The sequence below is a fragment of the Mycolicibacter sp. MU0083 genome, assembly GCF_963378075.1.
Classification (GTDB): Bacteria; Actinomycetota; Actinomycetes; order Mycobacteriales; family Mycobacteriaceae; genus Mycobacterium; species Mycobacterium kokjensenii.
The window spans coordinates 112,855-128,704 of sequence record NZ_OY726394.1 but is presented as its reverse complement, the minus strand read 5'-3'; the positions used below and the strand labels follow the sequence as shown (position 1 = coordinate 128,704).

General features: G+C 69.6%; 16 protein-coding genes. 5 read left to right on the top strand and 11 right to left on the bottom strand.

Features of this window, described 5'->3' with window-relative positions:
• Window positions 1-188 precede the first annotated feature (188 nt).
• Together RCP38_RS00640 and RCP38_RS00635 are read left to right on the top strand one after the other, a co-directional pair.
• Window positions 189-3,167, top strand: a complete 2,979-nt coding sequence (locus RCP38_RS00640; RefSeq protein ID WP_308474791.1) for an MMPL family transporter — start codon at window positions 189-191, stop codon at window positions 3,165-3,167.
• Window positions 3,164-3,667 carry a helix-turn-helix domain-containing protein gene (locus tag RCP38_RS00635; protein WP_308474790.1) on the top strand — a complete coding sequence of 168 codons (504 nt, stop codon included), beginning with the start codon at window positions 3,164-3,166 and terminating at the stop codon, window positions 3,665-3,667. The genes RCP38_RS00640 and RCP38_RS00635 overlap by 4 nt, the downstream gene beginning before the upstream one ends.
• An 8-nt stretch (window positions 3,668-3,675) precedes the next feature.
• On the opposite strand, the gene RCP38_RS00630 is transcribed toward RCP38_RS00635, so the two are convergent.
• Window positions 3,676-4,389 carry a hypothetical protein gene (locus RCP38_RS00630; RefSeq protein ID WP_308474789.1) on the bottom strand — a complete coding sequence of 238 codons (714 nt, stop codon included), beginning with the start codon at window positions 4,387-4,389 and terminating at the stop codon, window positions 3,676-3,678.
• Window positions 4,386-5,036, bottom strand: coding sequence for a hypothetical protein (locus RCP38_RS00625; protein WP_308474788.1), 651 nt, complete (start codon window positions 5,034-5,036; stop codon window positions 4,386-4,388). The genes RCP38_RS00630 and RCP38_RS00625 overlap by 4 nt, the downstream gene beginning before the upstream one ends.
• Before the next feature lie 52 nt (window positions 5,037-5,088).
• On the opposite strand from RCP38_RS00625, the gene RCP38_RS00620 reads away from it, so the two are divergent.
• Window positions 5,089-7,080: a M13 family metallopeptidase gene (locus RCP38_RS00620; protein WP_308474787.1), complete on the top strand. Its 1,992-nt coding sequence runs from the start codon at window positions 5,089-5,091 to the stop codon at window positions 7,078-7,080.
• Between the two features lie 33 nt (window positions 7,081-7,113).
• Here the strand turns inward: RCP38_RS00620 and RCP38_RS00615 are convergent, their stop codons facing one another.
• The 4 genes from RCP38_RS00615 to RCP38_RS00600 form a co-directional block, all read right to left on the bottom strand.
• Complete coding sequence (locus RCP38_RS00615; RefSeq protein ID WP_416223208.1) at window positions 7,114-8,025, bottom strand: L,D-transpeptidase; 912 nt, start codon at window positions 8,023-8,025, stop codon at window positions 7,114-7,116.
• A 408-nt stretch (window positions 8,026-8,433) separates the two neighbouring features.
• On the bottom strand, window positions 8,434-9,645 hold the full coding sequence (locus tag RCP38_RS00610) for an MFS transporter (protein ID WP_308474786.1): 1,212 nt from the start codon (window positions 9,643-9,645) through the stop codon (window positions 8,434-8,436).
• Window positions 9,646-9,675: 30 nt separating this feature from the next.
• Window positions 9,676-9,969, bottom strand: coding sequence for a copper-sensing transcriptional repressor RicR (ricR, locus tag RCP38_RS00605; protein WP_308474785.1), 294 nt, complete (start codon window positions 9,967-9,969; stop codon window positions 9,676-9,678).
• Complete coding sequence (locus RCP38_RS00600; RefSeq protein ID WP_308474784.1) at window positions 9,966-10,538, bottom strand: DUF305 domain-containing protein; 573 nt, start codon at window positions 10,536-10,538, stop codon at window positions 9,966-9,968. Before RCP38_RS00600 ends, ricR begins: the two co-directional genes overlap by 4 nt.
• Before the next feature lie 78 nt (window positions 10,539-10,616).
• Here RCP38_RS00600 and ilvD point away from each other — a divergent pair, with 78 nt between their 5' ends.
• Window positions 10,617-12,338, top strand: a complete 1,722-nt coding sequence (gene ilvD, locus RCP38_RS00595) for a dihydroxy-acid dehydratase (RefSeq protein WP_308474783.1) — start codon at window positions 10,617-10,619, stop codon at window positions 12,336-12,338.
• Between the two features lie 4 nt (window positions 12,339-12,342).
• On the opposite strand, the gene RCP38_RS00590 is transcribed toward ilvD, so the two are convergent.
• A complete protein-coding gene (locus RCP38_RS00590; protein WP_308474782.1) occupies window positions 12,343-12,780 on the bottom strand; it encodes an SPW repeat protein in 438 nt (145 codons plus the stop codon).
• A gap of 217 nt (window positions 12,781-12,997) precedes the next feature.
• Here RCP38_RS00590 and mymT point away from each other — a divergent pair, with 217 nt between their 5' ends.
• Window positions 12,998-13,144 (top strand): copper-binding metallothionein MymT, encoded by a 147-nt coding sequence (gene mymT / locus RCP38_RS00585; RefSeq protein ID WP_308474781.1) that lies wholly within the window; start codon window positions 12,998-13,000, stop codon window positions 13,142-13,144.
• 42 nt (window positions 13,145-13,186) lie between these two features.
• Here mymT and RCP38_RS00580 read toward each other — a convergent pair whose 3' ends face one another.
• The 4 genes from RCP38_RS00580 to RCP38_RS00565 form a co-directional block, all read right to left on the bottom strand.
• The gene (locus RCP38_RS00580) at window positions 13,187-13,468 is read right to left on the bottom strand and encodes a hypothetical protein (protein ID WP_308474780.1); all 282 of its coding nucleotides are present in this window, start codon (window positions 13,466-13,468) and stop codon (window positions 13,187-13,189) included.
• A 159-nt stretch (window positions 13,469-13,627) separates the two neighbouring features.
• A complete protein-coding gene (locus RCP38_RS00575; RefSeq protein ID WP_308474779.1) occupies window positions 13,628-14,137 on the bottom strand; it encodes a TIGR04338 family metallohydrolase in 510 nt (169 codons plus the stop codon).
• Window positions 14,134-14,886, bottom strand: coding sequence for a DUF2786 domain-containing protein (locus RCP38_RS00570; RefSeq protein WP_308474778.1), 753 nt, complete (start codon window positions 14,884-14,886; stop codon window positions 14,134-14,136). Before RCP38_RS00570 ends, RCP38_RS00575 begins: the two co-directional genes overlap by 4 nt.
• Window positions 14,887-14,984: 98 nt before the next feature.
• Window positions 14,985-15,824 (bottom strand): alpha/beta hydrolase, encoded by an 840-nt coding sequence (locus RCP38_RS00565; RefSeq protein ID WP_308474777.1) that lies wholly within the window; start codon window positions 15,822-15,824, stop codon window positions 14,985-14,987.
• Window positions 15,825-15,850 lie beyond the last annotated feature (26 nt).

Genomic DNA, 15,850 nt, shown 5'->3' with positions numbered 1-15,850 from the left:
TCCTGGCAGTAACCCCGCACCCTCGCCACCCGCGCCGAGGTCGGCCTGGTCACAGCGCGATTCCCGGACGGCATCGGAGCAGTTCAGCGACGCGCAGAAACCACCGGCCGCAGCAGGCGCTGCGGTAGGCTAGCAACACGCGGGCAGCGGTGCGGGCGAGAGCGGAGAGAGACGAAATCCAGCAGTTCATGATGCGCTTCAGCAGCAACCTGCGCAGATTCCGCTGGGTGGTCTTCACAGGTTGGTTACTGGCTGTGCTGCCGTCGCTCTACCTCGCCGCCACCCAGTCGGGTCACCTGACCGGCGGCGGCTTCGAGGTCCACGGTTCGCAGTCGCTGCATGTGCAGTACGAACTCGAGGACCACTTCCCCGAGCAGGGTGCATCCCCCCTGGCCCTGGTGGCCGCCCCGCGCGCCGACGCGACCTACCGGGATATGCAGGACGCCGTCGCGCTGCTCAAGCGGACCGCCGGCGATATGCCCAACGTGACCGTGGTGGACGACACGACCCAACCGGCGCCCCGGCCCGACCGGCCCTACGTGGTCACGCTGCGGGTGGACTTCGACAACACCGGGGCCGTCGACATCGCCAAGAAGCTGCGCGCCACGTTGGGCGTCGCCGGTGAGCATCCCGGCCGGATCGAGAACGGTTCGGTGAACCTGTACGTGATCGGGCAGGGGGCGTTGGGCGCCGCGGCGTCGGCGAAGACCAAGCAGGACATCAGCGCCGCCGAGCAGTGGAACCTACCGATCGTGCTGATCGTGTTGTTGGCGGTGTTCGGCTCACTGGCGGCGGCCGCGATCCCGCTGGCCCTGGGCATCGGCACCGTGATCGTCACCATGGGGCTGGTCTACCTGCTGTCGATGTTCACCGCGATGTCGGTGTTCGTCACGTCCACGGTGTCGATGTTCGGCATCGCACTGGCCATCGACTATTCGCTGTTCATCCTGATGCGCTACCGGGAGGAGTTGCGGGCCGGCCGCCGGCCGGAGGATGCCGTCGACGCGGCGATGGCCACCTCCGGGTTGGCCGTCGTACTGTCCGGGCTGACCGTGGTGGCTTCGCTGACCGGCATCTATCTGATCGACACCCCGGTACTGGTGTCGATGGCCACCGGCGCGATCCTGGCGGTCTCGGTGGCGGTACTGGCCGCGGTCAGTCTCACCCCGGTGGTGCTGGCCCTGTTCGGCCGCGCGGTGGCCAAGCGCTCCACCCTGCTGCACTGGGCGCGCACACCGCAGGCCGTCCAATCCCGGTTCTGGACCCGCTGGACGGCCGCGGTGATGCGCCGCCCGTGGGTCTCGGCACTGGTGACGGCCGGTTTCCTGCTCGTGCTGGCCGCGCCGGCGCTGTCACTGTCGCTGGGCAACAGCATGCTGCGCCAGTTCGACTCCTCCCATGAGATCCGCGGTGGCGTGGCCGCGGCCGGCCAGGCGCTGGGGCCCGGAACATTGGGGCCGATCCGGGTCTTGGTGACCATCCCCGGCGGGCATGCGTCGGCGCCGGAACACGCCGAGGTGTTCGCGGCCGTCCGGCAGGAGATGCTGCAGGCCCCCAACATCGCATCGGTGTCGCCGGCCGTCTTCGGCGACGACGACACCAGCGCCCTGCTGTCCGCGGTGCTGTCGGTCGACCCCGAGGACATGATCGCCCGGGAGACCGTCGACTGGATGCGCGACCGACTGCCGGCGGCGGCCGGGTCACCGGAGGTCCGGGTCGACGTCGGCGGTCCGACCGCGTTGATCAAGGATTTCGACGACCGGGTGGCGGCGGCCGAACCGCTGGTGTTGGTGTTCGTGGCGGCGATCGCCTTCCTGATGCTGCTGATCTCGATTCAGTCGGTGCTGCTCGCGCTCAAGGGCGTGGTGATGACGGTGCTGTCGGTGGCGGCCGCCTACGGCAGCCTGGTGGTGGTGTTCCAGTGGGGCTGGCTGGAGCGGTTCGGATTCGCGGCGACCGGTTCGATCGACACCTTCATCCCGCCGCTGGTGCTGGCGATGACGTTCGGCCTGTCGATGGACTACGAGATCTTCCTGCTGACCCGCATCCGGGAGCGTTTCCTGCAGACCGGCAACACCCATGACGCGGTCGCCTACGGGGTTGCCACCAGCGCCCGCACCATCACCAGTGCCGCGCTGATCATGATCGCGGTGTTCATCGGTTTCGCGTTCGCGGGGATGCCCCTGGTCGCCGAGCTGGGGGTGGCCTGCGCGGTGGCGATCGCGGTGGACGCCACGGTGGTGCGCCTGGTGCTGGTGCCGGCGCTGATGGCGGTGTTCGCCGAATGGAACTGGTGGCTGCCGCGCTGGTTGGCCTGGATTCTGCCGTCGGTCGATTTCGAGAAGCCCCTGCCGACGGTGGAACTCGGCGACGTCGTGGTGATCCCCGACGACCTGTCGGCCCTGATCACGCCGAGCGCCGACCTTCGCGTGGTGGTGAAGTCCGCGGCCCGGCTCAAGAGCCTGGTGCCCGACGCGGTCTGTGTCGGCGACCCGTTGGCGCTGCGCGGCTGCGGGGCATCCGAGCTCGCCACGGTGGCGTTGCCGGTCGTCACCGGTGCGGAGCCCGGCGGTGGCGGCGTGATGGGCCACGCGCTGTCCAGACTGACCGGCGGCCGACAGTCCCGCGGCGCCGCCGACCGGGCGCGACCGCGCACGATGCGGCCGGTGCATCCGGTCACGGTGTGGCGGCGCCGGCTCGCGATCGCCCTCGACGCGCTCGAGACCGAGTCGTGGGTGGCCGAGGAGATCGGGCTCACCGGGCCGACCTTGACCCGGCGTCGTCCCATGGAGACCGCCGCGGTGCAGTTGCCCACCGGCGACCGGCTACAGATCCCGACCTGCACCGAAACGCTGCGGCTGGCGGGCTACCTGCTGATGTCGCGGAACAGTCGCCGCGACTATGTGGAACTGGCCGATCTCGCCGATGCTCTGGGTCCGAAAACGGTTGCCGGGGCCCTGACGGACCTCGATTCGTATTACGCTGGGCAACCAGCCCACGGACAGTGGCTGGCCACCCAGGTGGTCTGCCGGCTCTCGGATCCGGAGCCCGCCGAGCACGGCGTCGACGGCACCGGCGACGACGCGCTCGGCGCGACGACGGACTGGGATCGGGTTCGGGAGCGCTGTTTGGCGGTGGCGGTGGCGATGCTGGAGGAGACGAGGTGACGTTGGCTCCGGAACGACGCCGTGCAGCGGTGCCCCGGCCGACCGAGTCCGAATCCGGCCAGACCGACCGCCCGGTGGAATTCTGGTCGACGTCGGCGATCCGCGACGCGCTGCAAAGCGGTGACATCGCCACCTGGCAATTGATCGTGGTGGCCCTCAAACGTGACCCCTACGGCCGCACCGCCCGCCAGGTCGAGGAGATTCTGGAGGGCACCGAACCCTTCGGCATCTCCAAGGCCCTGTCGGAGGTGTTGTCCCGCACCCGGGCACACCTGGAAGCCAACGAGCGGGCCGAGGTCGCCCGGCACATGCGGGTGCTGATCGAGCGGTCGGGGTTGAGCCGGCAGGAGTTCGCCTCCCGGGTCGGCGTGCCGGTCGACACCCTCGCTTCCTACCTCAAGGGCGCGGTCAGCCCGTCGGCCGCCCTGATGATCCGGATGCGTCGCCTGTCGGACCGGTTCGTCAAGCTGCACACCCGCGAGATGCCCGACGACCTCTGACGGCCGCGTCAGCGAGCGTGGATCGGTGACATCTCCAGGACCAGCCACTGGTCGTCGCGCTTGGTCAACATCACCCGCACCGGCACCACGGTCTGCTTGACCTGCTGGTTCGCCACGCTCTGGACGCTGCGCAGCACGACGGCGACCCGCGCCGCCGACGGCCCGAGCGCCTCGACACCGGCGCTCAGCGCCGTCGCATCGACCGCGATGTTGCGGTTGGCCATCTCGGTGGCGGTCCGGCCGATGCTCTCCCGGAAGGCGTTGACCCGGTCCGGGATCATGTAAGTGGCGGCCTTCTCGATCGATGCCTCCGGGTTGGCCGGCGACACCGTCGCCGCCGCCTCGGCCATCGCCACGGCGGTCCGGACCGCTTCTCCGGAGTCGGCCTCCAGTTCCCGGTCGGGCACCGTCCAGCGGAAGTGTCCGAGCACCGCGGCGACGACCAGGGCCGTAGCGGCCAGCGCGACCACGCCGAAGCGTAGGCCGGGACGCTCGTCGTCGGTGCCGACGGTGACGGTGTCGCGGCGCAGCAGCAGGAAGTTCACCACCATGCCCTCGACGATGAGCAGCACCAGCACCGAGCAGACCGAGACGTACCACAGTTGCCAGTCCAGCGTCAGCCCGACCAGCACCAGCCCACCGATCGCGGCCAGTGGCGCCGCGATGTCGACGGCCAGCATCCGCCACAGCGCACGCGATTTCAGGCTTGCCAGCTTGCTCATCGGATGGACCTCAATCGGGAGATCATCAGGTCGTCACCGATCTCGGTGACGTCCAGGCGCAGCGCCCAGTGCACGGTCTGCGGTCGGCCGCCGACGTTCTCGGCGACGGAGGTCGCGATCACCATCACCGGGTCGGTGCGGCCGGGGTTCGACGGCTCGTCGGCGGCCTGCTCGTCGGGATTGTGCCGTTCGGTCTCGATCGCGACCGCTTCGATGCGCCCGCTGCTGCGCGACTGGATCCGCTGTACCACGTCGCGGTACGGCGCCACGGCGGCCTCGAACTCGCTGTTGAGTTCGCCGACGGTCTTGTCGCGGAGACGCGCCATGCCCTTCTCGACGTTCTCGGCGTTCAAGTTGATCAACACACTGGTCCAACTCGCCGCGGTCTGCAGCACCCGACTGCGGTAGCCGCGCTCGTCGACGTCGCTGCGGTGCCACGACAACGTGATCAAGCCGAACACCAACGCGGCGACCGCCACCAAACCGACGGCCGCCGACGCCAGCCCGTAGCCGGAGAAGACACCGCCCGAAGCGGCCTTCGCCTGCTTGCCGGGACTGCTCGTGGCGGCCGGCTCCTGCGCGATCGTCGGGTGATCCGACCCGCCGACCTCGTCGTCGATGACGTCGGGGTTTTCCTCGTCAGGCATGGCGCAGACGCTACAGGACAACGATATTGTTCGCCGTGAAAGGATGGGCCCGATGACCTCACCAGCCACCCGCTCCGGCCTTGATCTCAGCCACGTCGACGGCACCGTCAGGCCACAGGACGACCTGTTCGGTCACGTCAACGGCACCTGGCTCGACGGCTATCGGATGCCACCGGACCGCGCGACCGACGGCGCCTTCCGCGCACTGTTCGACCGCGCCGAGATCCAGGTCCGCGAACTGCTGACCGAGGCCGCCGAGGCCGCCCCGTCACTGCCCGCCGACAGCGACGAACGTCGCATCGGTGACCTCTACGCCGGCTTCCTCAACGAACAGGCCATCGCCGACCGCGGGATGGAACCACTGCACCGGGAGTTGGCGCCGATCGCCGACGCCGGCGACCGCGAGGCCCTGGCGCGGACCGTGGGCGCACTGCAACGGTCCGGGGTGGGCGGCGGCGTCGGGCTGTATGTGGACACCGACTCCAAGGACTCCACCCGCTACCTACTGCACCTGAGCCAGTCCGGTCTCGGCCTGCCGGACGAGTCCTACTACCGCGACGAGCAGCACGCCGAGATCCTGGCGGCCTACCCCGGGCACATCGCGGCGATGTTCGCCCTGGTCCACGGCGGCGCCCCGGGCGAGTACGCCGACACCGCGGCCCGCATCGTGGCGTTGGAGACGCGCCTGGCGGCCGCGCACTGGGATGTGGTGCGGCGCCGGGACGCCGAACTCGGCTACAACCTGCGCACCTTCGCCGGACTGCCGGACGAGGCCCCCGGCTTCGACTGGGCGGGCTGGGTCGCTGCGCTCGGTGTTCCCGGCGATGCCGTCGACGAACTGGTGGTGCGCCAGCCCGACTATCTGACGGCGTTCGCCGCCCTGTGGGCCGACGCGGATCTCGCCGACTGGAAGAGCTGGTTGAGCTGGCGGGTCATCCACGCCCGGGCCGGCATCCTGACCGCGGAGCTGGTCGCCGAGGACTTCGAGTTCTACGGCCGCCGGCTGTCGGGCACCGAAGAGATCCGGGAGCGCTGGAAGCGCGGGGTGTCGCTGGTCGAGTCGTTGATGGGCGACGCCGTCGGCAGGCTCTATGTGGCCCGTCATTTCCCGCCGGACGCCAAGGCGCGCATCGACGAACTGGTCGCCAATCTGCGGGAGGCCTACCGGGTCAGCATCACCGACCTGGAGTGGATGACCCCGCAGACCCGGCAGCGGGCGCTGGCCAAGCTGGACAAGTTCACCGCGAAGGTCGGCTACCCCGCCACCTGGCGCGACTACTCCGGGCTGGTCACCGACCCGACCGACCTGTACGGCAACTATCTGCGGGGCTACGCGGTCAACTACGACCGCGAACTGGCCAAGCTGGGCTCCCCGGTGGACCGCGACGAATGGTTCATGACACCGCAGACGGTCAACGCCTACTACAACCCGGGGATGAACGAGATCGTGTTCCCCGCGGCGATCCTGCAACCGCCGTTCTTCGACCCCGACGCCGACGACGCCGCCAACTACGGCGGTATCGGTGCGGTGATCGGCCACGAGATCGGGCACGGCTTCGACGACCAGGGCGCCAAGTACGACGGCGACGGGAACCTGGTCGACTGGTGGACCGACGCCGACCGCACCGAGTTCGGTACGCGCACCGGCGCATTGATCGCCCAGTACGACAAGTACGTGCCGCGGGAGCTGGACGGCGACCGGCACGTCAACGGTGCGTTCACCGTCGGGGAGAACATCGGTGATCTGGGTGGGCTGTCCATCGCCCTGCTCGCCTACCAGCTGTCCCTGGGCGGCGCGGAGGCTCCGGTGATCGACGGCCTGACCGGGGTGCAGCGGGTGTTCTTCGGCTGGGCGCAGGTGTGGCGCACCAAATCCCGTGACGCCGAGGCGATCCGGCGGTTGGCGGTGGACCCGCATTCACCGCCGGAATTCCGGTGCAACGGGGTGATCCGCAATATGGACGCCTTCTACGACGCCTTCGGCGTCACCCCCGACGACGCGCTCTACCTCGAGCCCGGCGCGCGGGTGCGGATCTGGAACTGAGGCTCCGCCCCGCTCCAGCCGCCTAGCGCGCCCCTACATCTGCCAGTCTTGGGCGCCGTCGTTCTTGGTGTAGGTCCCGACGGAGTTCTTCACCACCACCGGGTCACCGCTGCCGAAGTTGTCGAAGAACCACTTGGCGTTGGCGGGGCTGAGGTTGATGCAGCCGTGGCTGACGTTGCGCTTGCCCTGGTCGTTGACCGACCACGGGGCGCTGTGCACGAAGCCGCCGCTGTTGTCGATGCGCACCGCGTCCTGCACGGTGACCTTGTAGCCGTAGGTGGAGTTGACCGGGACCCCGTAGGTCGAGGAGTCCATCACCAGCGTGGACATCTTCTCCAGGACGTAGTAGGTGCCGTTGGGGGTCTCGTGGCCGCCGCTGGACATGCCCATCGACATCGGGAAGACCTTCTCCACCTTGCCGTCGCGGGTGATGGTCATCTGGTGGGTCTTGTCGTCGGCGGTGGCCACCAGGGCGTCACCGGTGCGGAAGCTCGACTTGGTGCCGCCGGCATCGATGTTGACGACGGTGTTGGCCGGCCAGAAGTTGAACGGACGCCACCGCACCTGGCTGGGGGTCATCCAGTAGAACTTGCCGGACACCGGCGGGGTCGACGAGATGTGGATGGCCTGCTCGGCCAGTGCCTTGTCGGCGATCGGCCGCTGGAAGTCGATGATGATCGGCTTGGCGACACCCACCATCGACCCGTTGAGCGGGTTGAAGGTCGGCGGCAGGAACGGCGGCGTTCCGGTGAACGGCTCCGGGTTCTGCCCGACGATCGGGCCCGAGGCGGCCGCCGGTACCGCGGTCGACGGTGCCGTCGCGGTCGAATCGGCGGGATTGGCCGGATTGGCGGGATTGGCCGGGTCGGTCGGTGCCTCCGGACCCGACGGGACGCCCTCGGGCGCGCCCGGCGGTACCGGCGGGACGGGCGGCGCCGGCGGCACCGGCTCGGGCGGCGGGGGTAGCGCCGCCGGGGCGGCAACACCTCCGGCGGAGGCGGCGGCAGCTCGGGCGGAGGCGGCGGTAGTTCGGGTGCGGGGGGCGCCACCGCCGGGCCGGCGTCCGCCGCGGCCGGGTCGGCGGGCTGTTGCGGCGGATCGGCGAGCGCCGATCCGCACCCCAGCGTGAGTCCCGCGGCCAATCCCGCGGTACCCAGCCAGGCCCCGACCCGGATGAGCTTCCATCCCGACATCTACATACCTCCGGTCACAAACTTGACCCAAGTGTGGCATAACGCGAACGTCAGCTAACTGTCGCGATCTGCGGCAAGCACCGGAATGTCCACATCGAGAGGCTATTGAACAGGGATTTCACCGTCCCGGCGAGTGGTGAACGTTACCGCCGCGGTCCCGTCAGGGAACTACGAACAGCCGCCTGCTGGCGGCGATACCCAACGCCGAGACCCCCACCAGCACCGCCGACGCGACCAACATCATCGAGGTTCCGGCCCGCTCGAACAGCAGGCCGCCGACCAGCGAGCCCCCGGTGATCCCGATCTGGAAGGCCGTCACATACAGCCCCGAGGCGCCGTCGGGATCGTCGGGCGCGGTGTGCATCGCCGCCGATTGCAGCATCGGCGAGACGGCCATCGCCATCGCCCCCCACAGCACGATCGCGATCGCGCCCACCACCGTCGTGCCGGCGCTGTAGTGCCCGCCGACCGACAGCGCCGCCAGCACCACGAAAGCGGTCGACATCGCCGCCATACAGCCTCCGGTGACCAGCTTCGGTCGGTGATCCGCCGGCCGGGCCAGCAGCGGCATCGCGATCAGGCCGGCGGCACCGAACGCGGCCAGCAGCCAGGCCAGCCGGGCGCCCGGCACGCCCACCACGTCGCCGATGATCACCGCGATGAAGGTGTAGGAGATGAAGTGCCCGGTCACCGCGATCAGCATCAGCGTGCTCACCGCCAGCAGTCGCCGGTTGCGGTAGTGGTGCCGACCGACCAATGCCAACTGGTCGGTGCTGAGCACCAGGGCCGGCAACGCGAACCGGGCCGCCACCGTGATGGCCGCCGCCGCCACGGTGATCACCACCACGGCCAGTCGCCACCCCCACAGCAGACTCATCGCCGAGGTCAGCGGGATACCGACCACCAGGGCCAGGCTGGTGCCGACATAGATCGCCGTCGTCGCACGACCGGAGTGGCTGGGCGGCACCAGTCGGGTGGCGATGGGCGCCAGCACCGACCACATCAGCCCGTGGGTGACCGCGCACAGCGCCCGCCCGCCCGCCAGCACCGCGAAGTTCGGCGCCATCGCCGAGATCACCTGGGAGGCGGTCAGGCAGACCAGGGTCAGCAGCAGCACCCGGCGGCGCGGCCAGAACGCCGTCGCACGCACCAGCGGCAGCGTGGTCGCCGCCGCCACCACCGCGTACCAGGCCAGCAGGGTTCCGACCAGCGCCTCGCTGACGCCCAGGCCCGCCGAGATCGCGGGCAGTGCGCCGACCGGCAGGATCTCGGCGGTGGCGTAGATGAAAGCGGCGGCGGACAGGATCGCCAACTGGGCAGTGGTCCGCGGCGTCCACGGTCCCGATCGGGTGGTTCCGGATTCGACAGTCATGTGTTGGGGGCAGCGTATCGGCGCGCAGGTTCAGGAACGAACCAATCGCGCGATCGCCGCGGAGGCTTCGGCGAGTTTGGCGTCGGCCTCGGCCCCGCCGGCGGTGGCCGCCCCGCTGACGCAGTGCACCAGATGCTCGTCGAGCAGGTTCAGCGCCACCGACCGCAGCGCGCTGTGGACGGCGCTGATCTGGGTGAGGACGTCGATGCAGTACTTGTCCTCGTCGATCATCTTGGCGATGCCGCGCACCTGCCCCTCGATGCGCCGCAGCCGCTTGGCGTAGTTCTCCTTGCCCGCCGCGTAGCCCGGCTCCGATTCGCTCATGGCTCCCCCAGCAGTCGGTTCATCTGGTCGATCTCGGCCTGCTGCAGCGGCACCAGGGACTGCGCGATGCTGACGGCCTCCGGGCTCTGGCCGACCGCCATCTCCTGGCGCGCCATCGTTATCGCGCCGCGGTGGTGGTCGATCATCGTGGTCAGCCACATCCGGCCGAACTCCGGTCCGCTCAGACCGCGCAGCTTGTCCAGGGTCGCCTGATCGACCATTCCGGCGATGGTGGCCGGGTCGCGCTGGTCGGCGGGCAGGCCCGGCGCCTCCCACTGCAGCAGCTGCGCCTGGCAGCCCTGCAGTTGGGTGCGCTGCTGGGCCGCGATCTGGTCGGCGAGCTGCAGCAACTGCGCATCGGTGCTCTGCCGGCCGACCATGTCGGTCAGCTCCAGTGCCTGCTGGTGATGGATGACGATGCGCTCCAGGAACGCCATGTCCTCGGGACTGGCCGCCCGCATCCCCACCGCGGTGGTCGACACCTCGGCGGGCGGTGCGGGCGCCCGGTGGCAGCCACCGGCGGCGATCCCGACGGCCAGCGCGACGACCACGATCAGACCTGCCCTCATCCCGCCACAATAACGCATACCCCCGCGGGGTATTTTTATCCGTTTTGACCGGTCCGGACCTAGCGGCATACTGATCGGGTGAAATCTGGCAGCAGCAACGGCTCGAACCCGTCCGTCGACATCAAACCGCGCAGTCGGGACGTCACCGACGGCCTGGAGAAGACCGCCGCCCGCGGCATGTTGCGCGCAGTCGGCATGGGCGACGACGACTTCGCCAAGCCGCAGATCGGGGTGGCCTCGTCGTGGAACGAGATCACGCCGTGCAACCTGTCGCTGGACCGGTTGGCCAAGGCCGCCAAGGAGGGCGTGCTCGAGGCCGGCGGGTACCCGCTGGAGTTCGGCACCATCTCGGTCTCCGACGGCATCTCGATGGGCCACGAGGGCATGCACTTCTCGCTGGTGAGCCGCGAGGTGATCGCCGACAGCGTCGAGACCGTGATGTGCGCCGAGCGGTTGGACGGCTCGGTGCTGCTGGCCGGCTGCGACAAGTCGCTGCCCGGCATGCTGATGGCCGCGGCGCGGTTGGACCTGGCCTCGGTCTTCCTCTACGCCGGCTCCACCATGCCCGGTTACGCGCAGCTGTCCGACGGCACCGAGCGCGAGGTGACGATCATCGACGCCTTCGAGGCCGTCGGCGCATGTTCGCGTGGCCTGATGTCCCAGGAGGACGTCGACACCATCGAGCGGGCCATCTGTCCGGGCGAGGGCGCCTGCGGCGGCATGTACACCGCCAACACCATGGCCAGCGCCGCCGAGGCACTGGGCATGTCACTGCCGGGCAGCGCCTCGCCACCGGCGGTCGATCGCCGCCGCGACGGCTACGCCCGCCGCAGCGGGGCCGCCGTGGTGGAGTTGTTGCGCCGCGGCATCACCGCCCGCGACATCTTGACCAAGGAGGCGTTCGAGAACGCGATCGCGGTGGTGATGGCCTTCGGCGGCTCCACCAACGCGGTGCTGCACCTGCTCGCGATCGCCCGCGAAGCCGAGGTGGACCTCACCCTGGCCGACTTCTCCCGGGTCGGCGCGAAGGTGCCGCACCTGGCCGATGTGAAGCCGTTCGGCGCGCATGTCATGTACGACATCGACAAGATCGGCGGGGTGCCGGTCATGCTCAAGACGCTGCTGGAAGCCGGTCTGCTGCACGGCGACTGCCTGACCGTGACCGGCAAGACCATGGCCGAGAACATCGCCGAGCTCAACCCCCCGGTGGTCGACGGCAAGGTGCTGCACGCCCTGACCAACCCGATCCACCCGACCGGGGGCATCACCATCCTGCACGGATCGCTGGCGCCGGAGGGCGCGGTGGTCAAGTCCGCCGGGTTCGACTCCGACGTCTTCGAGGGCACCGCAAGGGTTTTCGACGGTGAGCGAGCCGCGTTGGACGCGCTGGAGGACGGCACGATCAGCGCCGGCGACGCCGTGGTGATCCGCTACGAGGGCCCCAAGGGCGGCCCCGGCATGCGGGAGATGCTGGCGATCACCGGCGCCATCAAGGGCGCCGGCCTGGGCAAGGACGTGCTGCTGCTGACCGACGGCCGGTTCTCCGGCGGCACCACCGGCCTGTGCGTCGGCCACATCGCCCCGGAGGCGGTGGACGGTGGTCCGGTGGCGTTCCTGCGCGACGGCGACAGGATCCGCCTCGACGTGGCCAACGCGACCCTGGACGTGCTCGCCGATCCGGATGAGTTCGCTGCCCGGGCAGAGGGTTTCACCCCGCCCGCGCCGCGTTACACCACCGGCGTGCTGGCCAAGTACCGCAAGCTGGTGGGCTCCGCCGCGATCGGCGCCGTCTGCGGCTGAGCCCTCAGCGACGCGCCTCGCCGCGGGCCCGCATACCGAGGTAGGCGGCACCGAACCCGAGCACGGTCAACACCGCGCCCACGATCACGTTCGACCACACCAGTTCCGGGCTCGGCGAACCGTGCACCAGGATCCACGGTGACACCACGAACCACGCCCCGAACACCGGCAGCGTCCAGGCCAGCCCGTGCATGCGGTCCAGTGCTGCCGCCATTCCGGTAGCCAGGAACGCCACGCACAGTCCCACGATCAGATCGTTGACGGCCATCGCGGTGGTCGCATCGAATCCGGCGATCCAGGGGGACAGCGCCCCGTAGATGGCCGCCAGCAGTGTCAATCCGAAGGTTCCCTGCGCTGCCATCGATTCCGCGACGCGCCCGTACCGCGCACGCAGAGCTAACAGGTCGGGGTGGCTTTCGATTGATGAATGGACTGTACTCATTTCGCAACCTTTCTGTTATGCAACAGGAGGTTTGGCGCCTGTTGCACCCATCCATCTGTTCCAAGATTACGCTCGCGCACGCTTGGCCAGCAACGAAAAACCCGGCCCGAAACCGCCGCCGTTCCGGCGCCACTTCCCTATATACCCCCTACCCCTATAGGGTATATGATCGAGGCTCTCGGCGACCGCCGGGAACCCCTGAAGAAAGGTGAGACCGATGGCGAACTACCCGACCGGATCAGTCCTGACCTGCGGGCACAGCGGTTGCGGATGCCGAGTCCGTATCGAGTCGGCATGCGGTTGCCCGGGCGCTGACGTGTCCTATCGCTGCACCTGCGGCGACGAACTGGTCGCCATCGGCTGACGACGATCAGGTCCGGTGGCGCACAACGTCACTCGTCGTGCGTCACCGGATGTCGTCGAGGCGGTTCGGCAGGCCACCGTCGCAGAGCGCCAGCACCGGGGACACATAGAGCTGCGGGTAGTCGATCTCGCCCAACGACTCATCGACCGGCCGCGCCAACCTCTCAGTGCCCAAACAGAACTGGGCGTCGACGCCGTCCTTGTTCCCCCGCGCATCCTGGCGGTGCCAGGCTCCGTCGAGGTAGACCGCCACCAGTCCGTGCAAAACATGCCCGTCCCCGTCCACCAGGCGCTGGTAGCACAACCCGGCGGGGATCCCCGACATCCCAGGAGTGCCCCACCCGGTCGCGCACCCACTCGAACGCGGCTCGGGTGAAAGCCGCCAGCGCCGACACCTGCGGATCCGAGCACTCGATGAACTCGTCTTCGCCCAGAAAGTCTTCCGGCATTGCCGCTTCAAGTGATCCAACAACACCGCCCACGCTCACCGCACCCCTTCCTTGGCGAACACCACCCGCAACACGTAACCCAGTTCCGGGCCCATCACCAGCTCCGCCAATTCGCAGAATGCGGCGACGAATTCCGGGCCGTGCGCCGGCCGGGCGCCGGACAGATGGTGGGCGATCTCGTGCAGCACCACCAGTTCCCGCAACGCCCACTCCACACCGGGCTGCTCCGGAACCGCGATGACGCCTGCGGCGCCCCGGTTTTCGTAGTGTGCGGCCGTGACACCGCGTCGTGCCCGCACCGCCGGAACACCGGCGCCCGGCCACCGGTCTGCCACCGACGGCAATGCCAGCACCTCCTCGACGTAGCGCTGCACCGCCGCCACCGAGCCGAACCGGGCCTCCGGCGGCAGGGTCAACGTCGCACCGAAGAACTCCACACTGCGCGAGCCCGCCGATGCCGCACGGTCGAACAGGGTGCGGACGAAGGCCTCCGCGGCGTAGACCTTGGCGCGCTGGCCGTCCCGCTCGGAGCCGGTGCCGCTCACCGCTCCAGCGCGGACCGCGCCACCGACAGCTCGGCGTCGTCACCCAGCCGCGCCCTGCGGCCGGCCCGGTCCCCCGCTCGCCGCGCCGCCGACGAATAGCCCGCCGATGCCCGGGTTGCCCGCCAGGTGCCGCGCGCCTTGGACGCACTTCGGTAGAAGTCGTGCAGCTCGACGTCCTTGTTGCGCAACGCAAGTGCGGTGCCCGGCGCCCTGGCCCGGTCTTTCTCGACTTCGCGGCGGGTCTCGTCACGGGCCTCGGCCAGCCGCTGGCCGACCCGGGCACCGAACGCCAGGTGGAAGTTGAGTCGGGCGGTGATCGTCGGGGTGGGACGGTGCTCACCGGTGGCGATGTAGGCGTCCGCTGCCCGCACCATCTGGATCACCAGGCTGGCGTACAGCGCATGGGTGGCGTCGATGTCCTCGGCGAATCCGTAGGCGTAGACGTAGGTCGAGTTCATCGCCACGTCGCAGCGCACATCGTTGGCCGCGGCGATGCCCACGAACAACTGAACGTAGGTGCGCAGCCCCTTGCTGCCCGCCTCGCCGATGGTGATGGTGCGCTGCACCGGTGCGGTGGCCGCCGTCCGAGTCGCCGAGTGCGCACGCGCCACCGCCAGGTCGATGGAGGTCGCGGTGGCCAGGCGTTGCGCCGCCGCCATGAACGCGTCGGCTTCATGGGCGTTGTCGGTGCCTTCGGCCTGGCGCAGCAGTGCGGCGATCCGCGCCAACATCTTGTCGTCGCTGCTCATGGCCGCCGACCCTCCGCATCGCTGCGCTCTGCCTCGTTGTCGTCGGTGCTCATGGCGGCCACGCTAACCGAACTCGGCGACAGCGCGCCGACGGTCATTCACAGGCGCGCGTCGATCCAGCCCACCACGTCGTCGAGCACCTGTGCACGCTCCGGCTCGTTGAACACCTCGTGGTACAGGCCCGGATACACGGTGCGCTGCACATCATCGGAGCCGACGCAGCCCACCAGTCGCTCGCTGCCCTCGGCGGGCACCAGGCCGTCGTCGGCGCCGTGCACCACCAGCAGCGGTGCCGTCAGCGCGGCAGCCCGCGCCGGCATGGTCTCGCCGACCTTGATCAGCGCCCGCGCCACGCCGGCCGGCACCCTCCCGTGATGCACCAGCGGATCGGCGTTGTAGGCGGCCACCACCGCCGGGTCCCGCGACACCAGGGCACTGTCGAGTTTCTCCACCGGCAGGCCGGGGGCGACGGCGCCCACCACTTTGGCGATGAACGCCAGCCCCGGCGACACCGTGTCGACCATGTCCACCGCGGGCCCGGACAGCACCATCAACCGGTAGTCGTCGGGACGGTCGACGCCGTAGCTGAACACGATCGCCCCGCCCATGCTGTGCCCGAGCACCACCCGCGGCAGACCCGGGTGCTCGCGGTCGGCGATACCGGCCAGGCTGTGGAAGTCGCCGGTGTATTCGGAGATGTCCCGGCACAGCACCCGCTTGCCACCCGAGCGGCCGTGCCCGCGGTGGTCCAGCGCGTAGGTCACCAGTCCGGCCGCACCGAAGCGCTCCGCGACATGGTCGTAGCGGCGGGCGTGCTCGCCGAAACCGTGCGAGAGCACCACCACGGCGCGGGGGACACCGTCGGGCGTCCAGGTGTCGTAGACGATCGGCACCCCGCGTACGCCTTCGAAGGTTCGCTCGGTACGGGTGACGGCCATCAGGGCAGCCTAACGGGCAGCGTCGC